At 70.6% G+C, this 12,849-nt stretch carries 12 protein-coding genes and 1 tRNA gene; 6 read left to right on the forward strand and 7 right to left on the reverse strand.

What is annotated here, in order from left to right; translation table 11 throughout:
• Positions 1–71: 71 nt before the first annotated feature.
• From ACFYYW_RS24105 to ACFYYW_RS24120, 4 genes are all read left to right on the forward strand, one after another.
• Positions 72–830 carry a hypothetical protein gene (locus tag ACFYYW_RS24105; RefSeq protein ID WP_387651641.1) on the forward strand — a complete coding sequence of 253 codons (759 nt, stop codon included), beginning with the start codon at positions 72–74 and terminating at the stop codon, positions 828–830.
• A gap of 101 nt (positions 831–931) precedes the next feature.
• Positions 932–1,483 carry an RNA polymerase sigma factor gene (locus ACFYYW_RS24110; protein ID WP_364415848.1) on the forward strand — a complete coding sequence of 184 codons (552 nt, stop codon included), beginning with the start codon at positions 932–934 and terminating at the stop codon, positions 1,481–1,483.
• Entirely contained in the window at positions 1,480–2,331 is an 852-nt protein-coding gene (locus tag ACFYYW_RS24115; RefSeq protein ID WP_387651644.1) for a hypothetical protein, read from the forward strand. The genes ACFYYW_RS24110 and ACFYYW_RS24115 overlap by 4 nt, the downstream gene beginning before the upstream one ends.
• A complete protein-coding gene (locus ACFYYW_RS24120) occupies positions 2,322–5,474 on the forward strand; it encodes a S8 family serine peptidase (RefSeq protein WP_387651647.1) in 3,153 nt (1,050 codons plus the stop codon). The genes ACFYYW_RS24115 and ACFYYW_RS24120 overlap by 10 nt, the downstream gene beginning before the upstream one ends.
• 72 nt (positions 5,475–5,546) lie before the next feature.
• Here the strand turns inward: ACFYYW_RS24120 and ACFYYW_RS24125 are convergent, their stop codons facing one another.
• Both ACFYYW_RS24125 and ACFYYW_RS24130 read right to left on the reverse strand, forming a co-directional pair.
• Positions 5,547–6,095, reverse strand: coding sequence for a hypothetical protein (locus ACFYYW_RS24125; protein ID WP_387651649.1), 549 nt, complete (start codon positions 6,093–6,095; stop codon positions 5,547–5,549).
• 103 nt (positions 6,096–6,198) lie between these two features.
• The gene (locus ACFYYW_RS24130) at positions 6,199–6,759 is read right to left on the reverse strand and encodes a hypothetical protein (RefSeq protein ID WP_387651651.1); all 561 of its coding nucleotides are present in this window, start codon (positions 6,757–6,759) and stop codon (positions 6,199–6,201) included.
• Positions 6,760–6,802: 43 nt separating this feature from the next.
• Between ACFYYW_RS24130 and ACFYYW_RS24135 the strand changes: the two genes are divergently transcribed.
• Positions 6,803–8,203: a hypothetical protein gene (locus ACFYYW_RS24135; protein ID WP_387651653.1), complete on the forward strand. Its 1,401-nt coding sequence runs from the start codon at positions 6,803–6,805 to the stop codon at positions 8,201–8,203.
• A gap of 136 nt (positions 8,204–8,339) precedes the next feature.
• Here ACFYYW_RS24135 and ACFYYW_RS24140 read toward each other — a convergent pair whose 3' ends face one another.
• The 5 genes from ACFYYW_RS24140 to ACFYYW_RS24160 form a co-directional block, all read right to left on the reverse strand.
• Positions 8,340–8,888 carry a hypothetical protein gene (locus ACFYYW_RS24140; RefSeq protein WP_387651656.1) on the reverse strand — a complete coding sequence of 183 codons (549 nt, stop codon included), beginning with the start codon at positions 8,886–8,888 and terminating at the stop codon, positions 8,340–8,342.
• A 36-nt stretch (positions 8,889–8,924) separates the two neighbouring features.
• Positions 8,925–9,794 (reverse strand): hypothetical protein, encoded by an 870-nt coding sequence (locus ACFYYW_RS24145; protein WP_387651659.1) that lies wholly within the window; start codon positions 9,792–9,794, stop codon positions 8,925–8,927.
• Positions 9,795–10,095: 301 nt separating this feature from the next.
• Positions 10,096–10,716 carry a TMEM175 family protein gene (locus ACFYYW_RS24150; protein ID WP_387651662.1) on the reverse strand — a complete coding sequence of 207 codons (621 nt, stop codon included), beginning with the start codon at positions 10,714–10,716 and terminating at the stop codon, positions 10,096–10,098.
• A gap of 314 nt (positions 10,717–11,030) precedes the next feature.
• Positions 11,031–11,104: transfer RNA gene (locus ACFYYW_RS24155), tRNA-Pro, on the reverse strand.
• A 64-nt stretch (positions 11,105–11,168) separates the two neighbouring features.
• Positions 11,169–12,032, reverse strand: a complete 864-nt coding sequence (locus ACFYYW_RS24160) for a metallophosphoesterase (RefSeq protein ID WP_352321394.1) — start codon at positions 12,030–12,032, stop codon at positions 11,169–11,171.
• A gap of 89 nt (positions 12,033–12,121) precedes the next feature.
• Here ACFYYW_RS24160 and ACFYYW_RS24165 point away from each other — a divergent pair, with 89 nt between their 5' ends.
• On the forward strand, positions 12,122–12,577 hold the full coding sequence (locus ACFYYW_RS24165; protein ID WP_352321362.1) for a GatB/YqeY domain-containing protein: 456 nt from the start codon (positions 12,122–12,124) through the stop codon (positions 12,575–12,577).
• Positions 12,578–12,849 lie beyond the last annotated feature (272 nt).

Genomic DNA, 12,849 nt, shown 5'->3' on the forward strand with positions numbered 1-12,849 from the left:
AATAACATCGATAACGCCAGTCCCAGATTTCCGCCGCTGTTCACCTGCCGGTCCGGTTAGGGTTTCCGGTCATGAGCCGAACGCCCATCGTCCCGGTTTCCCAACTGGCGAGTTACGTGGAGACCGCGCGGGCTTATTACGAACCCCAGATGCAGCTCATGGGGCTCGGCCAGCAGCAGATCGAGCAGCAGTCCTTGACCGAGCTGAAGGATTCGCTCGACCGGGTGAACCGGGCTATCGCGCACCCGTCACAGTTCGGCACGCTCGCGCTGAAGATCAGCGCCTCGGCCGGCGCGATAATCGCCAAGACCGGCGCCGAGGCGACGGTCTCCATCGGCGCCCTGCCCATATTGCTGGAGCGAAAGCGAGCCGTCATCGACCGTATTCGCGTCGTCTATCCGCAGGAACAACTGCAGGACGTCCAGGAGGTCGTCAGCCGGAAGGTCGACGACCCGGAGGTCCGCGACGAGCTCTACGGGATGATCTCTTCTCTGCTCAGCGAGCAGCGCGCGCTGGCGGAGCAGACCGCCGCCTCGCAGCTCGACGACATCGACATGGCCCTGAGGGACATCGAGATCAGCGAGCGGAAATGGCGGATGCGCTGGTCGTTCCTCGAACGGGAACCGGTGGCCATTCTCATCGGCGCGGTGCTGCTCATTCTGCTGGGCGTCGCCCTCGTCATCGCGATGTTCACCGCGACCGCGATCCCCGAGCTCGTGGCCAGCGCCTTCCTGGTCATTCTCGGCTTCTTCTTCGGCCAGACGACCTCCGGGGCCCGCGCTAACGCCGACCGGCAGGGCGAAGGCGGCGTCACCGACCCTCCGAGATAGCGGCACCGACGCCGAGCGGCCTTCTCCGTATTCGTCTGTCACGTCTGGAACCATCCGGACACCTGCTTGTTGTGACATACCCCTACGGAAGGGACGACCGCGTGGGCCCACCGGACCCCCGGCAACGCTTCGAGGAGCTCTACACCGAGCACTACGCGACCGTCTCCGGCTATGTGCGGCGGCGCAGCGACGACCCTCACGACGTCGCCGACGTCATCGCCGAGACGTTCACGACCGCGTGGCGGCGGCTCGGCGAGGTGCCGACCGGCGACCGCGCCCGGCTCTGGCTGTACGGCGTGGCCCGGCGCACCCTGGCCAACCACCGCCGCGGCGAGTCCCGCCGGGCGGCGCTCACCACGCGCCTGCGCACCGAGCTCGCGGAATGGACCGGCCCGGCGGCGGACCCCGTGCCCGAGACCGCCCGCGCGGCCTTCATGCGGCTGTCCGCCGACGACCGCGAGGTGCTCTCGCTGGTCGCCTGGGAGGGGCTCGGCAACGCCGAGCTGGCGCAGGTGCTCGGCTGCTCGCGCCTCGCCGTCCGGCAGCGCCTGCACCGCGCACGCAAGCGCCTGGCCGCCGAGCTCGCCGCCGCCGACCCCGATCTCGCCCGGTACGGCCCGCGGGCCGTCCGGCTCGCCAAGGAGACCTCATGAACCCGCAGCCCGACGACATCGTCAGGCGGCTCGCCCCGCCCGCGGGGCCGGGACTGACGCCCGGCGCCATGGAGACGATGTACAAGATCATGGAGGACGAGCCCGCTCCGGCCCTGCCCGCGCCCAAAAGGCGGCGTGCCCTGTTCGTGCTGCCGGCCGCGCTGGGCGCCCTCGCGGCGTCGCTGGCCGTCGTCGTCGCCCTCGGGCCCGCCTCGGCCTCTGCCCTGGACGTCAAGGAGGAGGGCGGCTACTTCGTCATCGAGGTCAAGGACGTGTTCGCCAAGCCGGAGGAGTACCAGCGGCAGCTGCGCGACGCCGGCCTCGACATCACGCTGCGCCTGTTGCCCTCCACACCCAGCAGCGTCGGCTCGGTCGCCCCGAGCATGGTGGAACCGGACGGGATCAAGGTGATCGACCGTCAGGAAGGCTGCGAGACGATAGGCGGCTGCCCGATCAGCATCAAGGTCCGCCGGGACTTCAAGGGCTCGGCCGAGCTCTTCCTCGGCCGGGAGGCGCGTCCCGGTGAGGAATACCAGATCATCACCGGCTTCGACGTGCCCGGCGAGCCCATGCACTGCGCGCCGTACTACAACAGGCCCGTCAGCGAGGTGCGCGCCCTGCTCAAGGACCGGGGGGTGGACATCCAGGCGTTCGACGTCCTCGGTCCCGCCTTCTGGACGGACGAGGGCAAGAACACCGAGCCGGTGACCAAGACGTCGGTCCCGGAGTCCATGCACGTCGTCGGCGGCTACCTGACGATGGCCGGCAAGGCGGCAGTCCAGGTCAGCGACTCGGACCTGCCCGCCGACCTCGTGCGCACGCTGAAGGAGAAGGCCGGATGCCCGTGATCCCGAACAAGGCGCTGGCCGCCGTCCTGGTGGCCGCGACGGTCGGCGTCGTGCCCGCGCCGGACCGTCAGGACGACCTTCCGCAGCCCGTGGACGCGGGCCGGGCGGGCGGCGTCACGCTGATCACCGGTGACCGCGTGGTGGTCACCGGCGGCGGCGGATACCGCGTGCAACCGGGTCCGGGCCGGCGGGTGGCGTTCAGCGGCCAGGTCCAGGACGGTCACCTGTACGTGATCCCGTCCGACGCCCGGCCGCTGGTCGCGGCGAGCCTGCTCGACCGGCGGCTGTTCGACGTCACCCAACTGCTGGCCTGGCGGTACGGCGACGCCGACCGGCCGGACATCCCGCTGATCGTCCAGTCGTCCCGAGGGACGGCCCCGGCGCTCCGGGGGACCGAGCCGGCTCGGCCGCTCGGCGGGCTCGGGATGAGCGCGATGAACGTTCCCAAGGCGTCCGCCGGGCAGACCTGGCAGGACCTGGCGGCCGGCGCCCGCTCCCTGACGGCCGGATCCACCAAACTCTGGCTGGACGGCCGCCGCTCCTACAGCCTCGACCGGAGCGCCGAGCAGATCGGCGCGACCCAGGCCTGGAAGCAGGGCATGACGGGCAAGGGCGTCACGGTGGCCGTCCTGGACAGCGGGTACGACCCCGACCACCCCGACCTGAAAGGCGTGGTCACCCAGGAGAAGAACTTCACCGACGAGCCCGACATCCGCGACAACACCGGGCACGGCACCCACGTCGCCTCGATCATCGCGGGGGCCGACGCGAAGTACCGGGGGATCGCGCCCGGCGCGAAGCTCGCCGTCGCGAAGGCCGGCACCGCCTTCGGACTGACCGAGTCGGCGATCCTGGCGGGCATGGAGTGGGCCGCCGCCGAGGTCAAGGCCAAGATCGTCAATTTGAGCTTCGGCGCCCCCGACACCCTGGACCTCGACCCGGTCGAGCAGGCGGTGAACACGCTGTCGCAGCGGTACGGCACGCTGTTCGTCGCGGCCTCGGGCAACAAGAGCACCGTCGTCACCAGCCCCGGCAGCGCGGACGCCGCGCTCACCGTCGGCTCCGTCGACCACCAGGACCGCATCGCCGCCTCCTCGGGCAGCGGCCCCCGTGAGGGCGATCACGCCATCAAACCGGACATCACCGCGCCCGGAGTGGGGATCGTGGCCGCGAAGGCGGGCGGGACCGGGACCGAGGCGCACGTGGCGATGTCGGGCACCTCCATGGCCGCGCCGCACGTGGCGGGCGCCGCGGCGATCCTCGCCCAGCTTCATCCCGACTGGACCGGGCAACGGCTCAAGGCCGCGCTGACGGGCAGCGCCACGCCGCTCCCCGGCCTGACGCCGTACCGGCAGGGGACCGGCCGGGTGGACGTCGTCCGCGCGCTGGCCCAGCAGGTCGTCGCCGTGCCGGAGCGCGTGTGGGCGTACTTCCCCTCCGACGGGACGGGCGAGCGGGTGTCCACCGGGACCGTCACGTACGACAACGCCGGTGACACCCCCGTCGACCTCGACCTGACCGCCGACGGCGAGGTGGTGCGGCTCTCCGCGCGACGTCTCCAGGTGCCCGCCAAGGGGCAGGCGACCGTCACGGTGACGATCGACGCCAAGGACGAGGCGTCCGGCGATCACCTGGCCACGATCATCGCCAGGTCCGGCGACACGGTGATCCGCACCCTCGCCGGCGCGTACGTCGAGCCCGAGTCCCACAACGTGACCGTCAAGGCGCTCGACCGGGCCGGCCGGCCCGCCGAGGCGGCCTTCGTCCAGGTGTACGACGCGCGGACGGGCGCCGGCCGCGACGTCCCCCTCGTTGACGGGACGGCCCGGCTCAGGCTGCCCGAGCGCGAGTGGAACCTGTACACCGAGATCTACGACGACGGGGGACACACCCTGGCCCACGCGCGGATCGATCTCGACCAGGACCGGCAGGTGACCGTCGACGCCCGCGACGGCAGGCGAGTCGGTTTCAGCGTGGACGACCCGGACGCCGCGCCGGGCGCCGAACTCATCGTCGAACTGGCCGACGGCGCGTGGTCCTACGGCTTCTCGAGCTGGTCCGCACCGGGCTGGGACACCTACGTCGTCCCGGCACGCGCGCCGGGCCTGCGATTCCTGACCAGGAACATGTGGACGAGCAGGACCCGCACGCCGAGCCCGTACGTCTACGACCTGGTCAAGACCCACACCGACGGGCTGCCGGACAACCCCTTCTACGCCGCCCGGCGGGTGGACCTGGCCAAGGTGACGGCGACGTACCGGGCCGCGGCCACGGCGGCGACCGGACTTCCGTACTTCGGCCCGAGGCTCGTCGAGGACAGGCCCGGGATCACGGCGAGCCCCGACCAGGAGCTGGAACTGCCGAGCACCCTCACCCACTACCGGACGCCGGGACTGGTGTGGGACAGCGTCTTCCAGGTCGGCACGTCCTTCGTGGCCGGCACCCCGGTCAGGCTGGAGCGGGGGAGCACCACGGAGGTGTGGAACGCCGCCGTGACGGGTCCGTCCGCGCCCGTCGCGACCCGATCGGGCGACGAGCTGACCGTTCCGGTGGGCGAGCTGTTCGCCGACGGCGTCGCCGGCCACAGGGGCGCCGACGACGCGGCCACCGGCACCGCCACCCTCACCGCCGGCGGCCGGACGCTGGCCGAGACCGACCTGGCGGGATGCGCGACGGAACGGCCCAAGGAGTGCGTGCTCCACGCCACCCTGCGTCCGGAGCCCGCCACGTACACCCTGAAGGCGTCGGCCCGCCGCCAGGTGCCCTACTCCGCCCTCTCGACCGCCGTCGAGTCCGTCTGGACGTTCCGCGCCTCCAGCGCCGACGGCCACCGCCCGCCGCCCCTGACGGCGGTCCGCCTCACCCCCACCCTGGACGACCACAACCGCGCCCGCCCGGGCACCGGCACCCCCATCACCCTCGACCCCTCATCCCGCAAGGAGAGCACCCGGATACGCCTTGAGACCTCCGACGACGACGGCCGAACCTGGCGTCCCGTCCCGGTGACACGATCCGCCCGGGGCTGGCTGGCGGTGGTCCCCAACCCCCGCACAGCGGGATTCGTCTCCCTGCGCGCAACCGTCACGGACACCCCCACCACCCGGCTGACCCAGACGGTCATCCGCGCCTACGCGGTGGGCTGAACCGGTGCCCGGCCGTGCATCGGGGGCACGGCCGGGCACAGTCGGCTGACTCACCCCCCGCCCGTGCGCGCGCTATGTGGAGCTGACCTCGTCGTCGGCGATCGGCAGGGGCGCCGAGAAGTACGGCAGGCCGGACGAGCGATAGAGCACGACGATGAGCACGACCAGGGCGGCGAACCACGCGACGAGCAGCACAGGTGACAGCTCGGCGTAGCCGTACCCGGCCAGCAGGCCGGCCGCGCCCAGACCGGCCACGGCCCAGCGCAACACGTCCAGCAGGGCGGCCTGGGAGTCGTCGCCGTGTGCGCGCATGGCGGTGACGAGGGCGTCCGCGATCAGCCAGACCGTGATCAGCGGGCCGGCCGTGCCGACGAAGCCGATCACCAGCCTGATCGGCTCGTCCGTGCCCGGGCCGATCGCGACGGGCACCAGCGAGACGAGGCCCATGCAGAACGCCCACTGCCGGGCCGTGGCGAAGGCGTCGCCCGGTCGCTGCAACGAGAGCAGCCCGGCGGCGCACAGGCCCCAGCCGACGGGGTCGAACAGCAGGTCGAGGCCATTGAGGCGGAGCGCACCGAAGGCGATGACCAGCCCGGTGGCGATCTTCGTGACGGGACGCACGTGCGATGCCCTTCTCTCCCGAGGCGGCCGTTTCTCTCTGAGGTGGCCGTCTCTCCCGAGGCGGCCGTCTCTCCCGAGGCGGCCGTCTCTGCTGTGGTGGTCGTCAGAACTCGCCGCTCACTGCCTTGTTGCACACCGTGCCGGCCAGGGCGCGTTGCCAGGCCACGGGAACGCGACGCTCGCCCACCGTCATCTGCCACGGGTCCAGCACCACCTCCGACGTGCCCGAGACCAGCCAGGTCCGGTAGGTGAACCGGATCGGCCGCGGCTCGTGCGGCACCGCCGCGCAGTCGGTGATGACGATCCGCCGGATCACCGTCTCCGAGTCGTCGCCCCTGACGGTGAACTTGGCGGGATCGTCCTGCGTGTCCTCGGGAGGGAGCAGTCGCAGGCCCGGTATGGCCATCGAGATATCCGTGATGGTGAATGGAGAAATCGCCTGGTTCTCCAGCTCGATCCAGGCTCTGGTGGACAACACGCCATTGTCGTCAACCTGGGCGGTGAGAAAGAAGCTGTTGATTCCCCAGCGGATGTTCGGCGTTATCGACCCCGTCCACCACAAGCCGCCCGCGACGCACATCAGCACGAGACAACCGGACACCACGAACGGTAATCGTGTACGCGGGGCGACGCCAAATCGCTGCCATATATCCGCTGAACTCACGAGATGGAACCATATATCGTGACGCCTTGTGACGATACCCCCCTTGATCTTCTGGGCGGCGGCGCTGATCACCGTGCCGGCGGCAGCCGCGCCCCTCGGTCAGGGGCGTCTCGGCAGGTTCGTCGCCCTGACGGGCCTCCCGGTCGAGGAGACCGACGCCCGCCGGGTCGTCGGCCATCTCGCCGGTGTGCGCCGGTGGCGGCTGGCGGCCGTCGTCCTGGCGGCCCCCGTGGCGGGGCTGACCGCGGATCCGTTCTATCTCGTCGTGGGGTGGTGCGCCGTTTCGGTGTTCCGCGTCGTACGGGCGCCGGTCACGGAGGCCGTATATCGCCAGGCATGGCTGCTCGCCGTATTCGCGTCCGCCGTGACAGGCTGCTACCTCCTGGCAGCGCAGGGAATCACTCTCACGCGGCTGGCGCATGCCGTCATCGTGGTCGCGGTGATAGCGGCGATATTGTACGCCGAGCGGAATGCCGGGCCGGAAAAGGCAGATGAAACCGAGTCCGCCATTGGCCGATGGTCCGTTCGCGCGCGCTATTCGGCGGGCGCCGCGATTGTGCTGGCCGGTGTTTTCCTGGCTCCCGGACGGGCGCTGCCGAGCGAATCGCCGCAGTACACGATGCCCATACGGTTCGAGGAGCAGCAGGTCTCGTTCCAGAAGATCGGCGAGGTCAAGCGGCCCACCTGTCCGTGGATCGACGAACTGGACGCGCCGTGCCGCTACTGGCTGGTTGACGACGTGCCGTTCCCGCAGGCCGCGCCATATGTCGTCATGAGGGGTGGGGCGCCGAAGGCGGCGCCGTTCGTGGTGAGCCCCGATCGGCGATCCGTCGTCTACCTGGACCGGACCTCGCGTCGCATGGTCCACCAGAACGAAGCGAACCGGAATGAACTCGGCGGGCCGCTCGCCGACACGGACGTGCCCGAGGTGAGCATCAGCGAACGCGGCAGGTACGTCGCCCTGACCAGGAACGGCACCCGCGTCATCGACACCAGGACCTGGAGCGGAATCACGCTTCCCGGCGTGCTGAAGGTGCTCGAAGTCAACTCGGCGGGGACGGTGGTCAGGACGGCTTCCCGCCTGATCGCCTACGACCACCGCGGCAAGGAGCTGCTGAGCACCGCCATCCCGGACGGGCTCCTGCGATCCCACACCGCCTTCCTCAAACCGGACGCAAACCGACTTCTGATCATCAGCGACGACGGAAACCTCGTCGAGACCTACGACCTCACCACCGGCGAGCGCATCCATCGCGTGCGCCCCCGACTCCCCGACGGGGACCCGATCGATTCGGGCACCGGCTGGTCGAGCAAGGGCCCGTTCCAGGTCCGCCGGGACTCGGGGGACGGGGAGCGCAAGAACTTCTTCCTCGACCTGGCGACCGGCAGGACCTGGCACATCAAGAACGGCCCGCCGCCCGGCTACCGACCCGGGAACCAGTAGGCGGCCGCCTACTGGTTCCCGGGCCTTCCGACCCACCTGTGGCCGTGACTCCGGATGAGGCTTGGGTGTGCCGATGGAGTGCAGGCCGCCCGGGAGCTCTCCGGCTCGATGGACCGGCGGGTCCTTCGCGAACGTCCTAGCAGGCGTCGACCCACTTGTGCGAGGCGACGTTGTCGTTGAGGGACTGCCCGTAACCGGACAGGCCGGCGCCGCCGTTGAAGGTCTCGCGTCCCAGCGAGAGGTTGTCCCAGTGGTTGCCGCTCGCCAGGCAGCGCCAGGCGCCGGTGTAGTTGCGGCCCCAGTAGAGCTTGACGACGCTGTAACTGCCCGGGAACCCGTTGTTGAACATCTGGGAGGCCTGGTTCTCCATGCTGATGGTCTGGTTCTCGCCGTTCAGGCAGTCGGCCCAGGAGGTGTCGTAGAGGAGCCACCTGCAGTACTTGCCCAGCCCGTTCGGATGCTCGGCCGCGTAGAAGAACCCGTCAGGGATCAGGAGGTTCGCGGGCGTGACCGCCTTCTCGGCCGTGCCGTCGGCGGGAGCGCCGGACGAGGTGGACGAGGGGGACGAGGTGGACGCGGCGGGCGCGGCGGGCGCGGTGTCGTCGGCCACGGCCTGGCCGGCCGGCAGGACGGCGGCCAGGCCGGCGATGGCCAGCCCCGCGGCCACGGAGATGATGGTGCGCATGGTGGTCCTTTCTCGGGTTCGACAGAAGGCGGGAACTCAGAGGGACTCGGTGAGGGTTCGGGCTCGCGGAAGCGCGGAGAGCGACAGGCGGCGCCAGGTCGCCAGCTCCTCGCGGTATCGGGCGCGGATGCGCTGCTCGTAGTGCCGGTCCAGGCGGTGCGCCGTGGCGGCGAAGCCCGTCCGCAGAGCGCAGGTGGCCTCGGCGACGGCGGTCCGGCGCCACCGGGCCTCCGTCCCGTTCTGGCGGCTGTTGTCGAGGGCGACCCGGATCTCCACGGGGGATGCGAACGCCTGCCCCTGCCCGCGCATGCAGGCCGCCCACCCGGCCATGGCCGTGGCGAAGGCCGGATCGCCGCTCACGGCCTCGTACCGGACCGCGCGCAGGCTCGTCCTGATCTCCTTGACGCGGAACCACGTCCGGGCGTCGCCGTACAACTGCTGCTGGGCCTGGGACGTGCAGCCGCGCGAGCTGTGACGTACGCGTCCGCCCGACGGCAGATTCGCCTCGAACTGCTCGTCCGTCAGGCTGCCGTGGATGGCGAGGAGCCAGGCGTGCCGCCGCTCCGGCGGGAGGCTCATCCCGTGGACCTGGTTGGGGTGGGGTGATCCGCCATGCGTTCCGCCGGTGTCGTAGCCGCGGGCGCCGGCCGCGTTCACGTCGTCCACGACGTAGGGGAACGCGGGGGGCGGCGCGTACTCGACGACCCAGTAGGCGAAACCTCCGTGCCGCATGCATCGCTGGATGAGGAGCTCCTCCGCGTCGTGCAAGAGTGCCTCTTCCCGCGGCGTGGGATCACGAGAAGCGGTGAGCGCCGGCGTCGGGACCGCGGCTCCCGAGCCGGCGGCGACCGTGGCCAGCACGCCCGCGAAGGCCAGCCACCGCCGCCACCGCGAGGACGGACTCATCGGCCCGGCCGCGCCGCGGGGCGCGGGATTCTTCGAGGCATGGCGGCGGCCTTTCCGGAGGAAGGGGATGCGCGAGAAGCCGCCCGGACGCGGGCTGCGCGGCGAGCGCCGCGCCACGAGCCGGCGCTCTCACGACCCTCAGTCTCGGCCGCCGGAGAATTGTCCGGCACCCCCATCCGCCACCCCGGACAAACCTGATCGATCTCCTCCGCTTCCCTCCCGCACCAGCGTGCCCAACGGCAACACCCCCGTCGCCCGTCGACGGTGGCCCGCTCGTGTTCGCCTCACGTTCCGTGGGGCGCTACGCAGCCTGTCGCCTGGGACGCATGTCGAACATGTAGAAGACGAGCAGCAACACGTAGAACACGAGCGCGCCAATCGCGCTGAGCGCGCCGATGACGGTCGCGACGAGATAGAGCACCGGCCCCATGCCCCAGCGGAATCGCAACGAGCGCGCCTCGGCCGGAGTGATGTGCCCGCCGAGGTGGCGGTGCCCCGACGAGGCGTACCACCACACGGCGTTGTAGAAGATGCCGCCGATCACCAGCACGATTCCGTAGAAGACGGCGGCCATCTGGGTGCCGTGGTCGGCGTGCAGCGCCTCGGCCAGCACGTGCGTGGGAAACGGCAAGAAGGCGACATCCATCAGGAGGAGCACGTTGAGGGCCAGCAGCGGGCCGTCGGTCCGGCGGATGAAGTGGAACATCCGATGGTGGTTCATCCAGATCATTCCCACCAGCAGGAACGTCACCATGTAGGCGAGGTAGGACGGCCACAGGCGGATCAGCGCGCCCCCGAGGTCCTCTTCCCAGCCCTCGGGCAGCCGGATCTCCAGCACCAGCAGCGTGATCGCGATGGCGAAAACGCCGTCGCTGAACGCCTCCAGGCGCCCGGTGCTCATCACGGAAGAGTCATCACTCACGCCGCGTATCGTAGCGAGCGAACCAAGTCGCCCGACGACGGGCAGTTCGCCGCATTTCTACTGCTAGCCGGGCCTCGATGCACCGCTACGTCTCAGCGGCACGGCGAGGCTCAACCTCGTCAGCACACCGGAGAACCTCAACCCAACCTCTGTAGTGCTGTGGTCCGGCCATCCCGCGCGACTCGGTCAAACAAGGGGACCGCAGCGCTGCTCCGACAAGTTGAGTCCGAGCGAGATGGCTCCCCTCGACTTCCGGAAACGGAAAAGGGCTCGACCCGCTTAGCGGATCAAGCCCTCTACCTGGTCAAACTGTGTCGGGGTGGCGGGATTTGAACCCACGACCTCTTCGTCCCGAACGAAGCGCGCTGCCAAGCTGCGCTACACCCCGGTGCACGCCCGTCTTGCGCGTGCTTGAGAAAGTCTAGCGGACTTCGCGGGTACTCGTGACCGCCTCAGCGCCGCGGAACCAGCGTGAGCAACGTCGCCTCCGGGAAACACGCGAAACGGGCCGGTGCGTACGGCGAGGTGCCGAGGCCGGCGGACACGTGCAGCCAGGCGTTCTCGTGCCGGCTCAGGCCCTTCACGCGGGCACGGTCGATGCCGCAGTTGGTGACCAGGGCGCCGTAGAACGGGACGCAGAGCTGGCCGCCGTGGGTGTGACCGGCGAGCAGGAGCTGGTAGCCGTCCTCGGCGAAGCGGGTCATGTTGCGCGGCTCGGGGGAGTGCATGACGCCGAGGCGGAGGTCGGCGTCGGCGGGGGCCGGGCCGGCGACCAGGTCGTAGCGGTCGCGGGAGATGTGGGAGTCGTGGATGCCCGCCACCGCGACGTCGAGGTCGCCGATCTTGACGCGGGCGGTGGTGTTGTTCATGTCCAGCCAGCCCTCGGCGGCCATGCCGGCGCCCAGTTCCTCCCACGGGAGGTTGGGGATGTGCTGGCGGCGGTCGTTCTTCGAGGTACGCCAGAGGTAGCGGGCCGGGTTCTTCGGCTGCGGGGCGTAGAGGTCGTTGGACCCGTAGACGAACAGGCCGGGACGGGACAGCAGCGGCTCCAGGGCGTGCAGGAGCGCGGGGACCGCTTCGGGGTGGGCGATCGAGTCGCCGGTGTTGACCACCAGGTCGGGCTCCAGGGCGCCCAGGGAGCGCACCCAGTTGATGAGCATCGTGCGCCTGGGGGTCAGGTGCAGGTCGGACAGGTGCAGCACGCGTACGGGACGCCGCCCGCGCTCCAGCACCGGCACGTCGAAGCGGCGCAGGCGGAACCAGTTGCGCTCCACGACGGAGGCGTAGCCCAGCCCGGCCAGGCCGAGACCGATCATGGACAGGGGCACTGCGACGGCTTTCCTCACGTACTCATGATGCCTGACAACGGGCACGAGCCGTCCCCGCAGACGGCAAGATGGACCGCATGAGCGCAATGAAGGACAAGCTGAAGGCCGATCTCACGGCCTCGATGAAGAGCCGGGACGAAGTCCGTCTCCGGACGATTCGCATGGCTCTGGCGGCCGTGAACGTCGAGGAGGTGGCGGGCAAGGCGGCCAGGGAGCTCAGCGATGACGAGGTCATCAAGGTGCTGACCAAGGAGGCCAAGAAGCGGCGCGAGGCCGCCGAGGCGTTCCAGAACGCCGGACGCACCGAGCAGGCCCAGGCCGAGCTGGACGAGCAGGCGGTGCTGGAGGAGTACCTGCCGGCGCAGCTCTCCGACGAGGAGCTGGCCCAGATCGTCGACGCGGCCGTGGCCGAGACCGGCGCGTCGGGGCCGCAGGCCATGGGGCAGGTCATGAAGGTGGTCAACCCCAAGGTCGCGGGCAGGGCCGAAGGCGGCCGCGTCGCCGCCGCCGTCCGCGCCCGCCTCACGGCCTGACCCCGGCACCACTTCACCCACCGACCGCCACACCCGCGCCGCCTTCACCTGGGAGGCCGTCGCCCGTGCCGCCTTCGTGTGGGGCGCCTGCGCGTGGGATGCCCTCGCTCGGGACGCCCTCGCTCGGGACGCCGCCCTTGGGACGTGACTGCGGCGGTCCTACATGGCGGCGGCGGTCCGAGGGAGTGGCGGTGCCGGTTCACCGGGCGGTGTCGTGGCCCCGCGGCGGTGTCGGTCTGAGAGGTGTTGTGGGAGGTGGCCAGGGGGCGGCT

The organism is Nonomuraea sp. NPDC001831, from assembly GCF_042892035.1.
In the GTDB taxonomy this organism is placed as follows: domain Bacteria; phylum Actinomycetota; class Actinomycetes; order Streptosporangiales; family Streptosporangiaceae; genus Nonomuraea.

Coding starts and splice junctions, on each gene's coding strand:
- ACFYYW_RS24145 (WP_387651659.1), bottom strand. CDS start 9,794: ATGAGTCCGTCCTCGCGGTGGCGGCGGTGGCTGGCCTTCGCGGGCGTG.
- ACFYYW_RS24165 (WP_352321362.1), top strand. CDS start 12,122: ATGAGCGCAATGAAGGACAAGCTGAAGGCCGATCTCACGGCCTCGATG.
- ACFYYW_RS24140 (WP_387651656.1), bottom strand. CDS start 8,888: ATGCGCACCATCATCTCCGTGGCCGCGGGGCTGGCCATCGCCGGCCTG.
- ACFYYW_RS24105 (WP_387651641.1), top strand. CDS start 72: ATGAGCCGAACGCCCATCGTCCCGGTTTCCCAACTGGCGAGTTACGTG.
- ACFYYW_RS24160 (WP_352321394.1), bottom strand. CDS start 12,032: ATGATCGGTCTCGGCCTGGCCGGGCTGGGCTACGCCTCCGTCGTGGAG.
- ACFYYW_RS24120 (WP_387651647.1), top strand. CDS start 2,322: ATGCCCGTGATCCCGAACAAGGCGCTGGCCGCCGTCCTGGTGGCCGCG.
- ACFYYW_RS24115 (WP_387651644.1), top strand. CDS start 1,480: ATGAACCCGCAGCCCGACGACATCGTCAGGCGGCTCGCCCCGCCCGCG.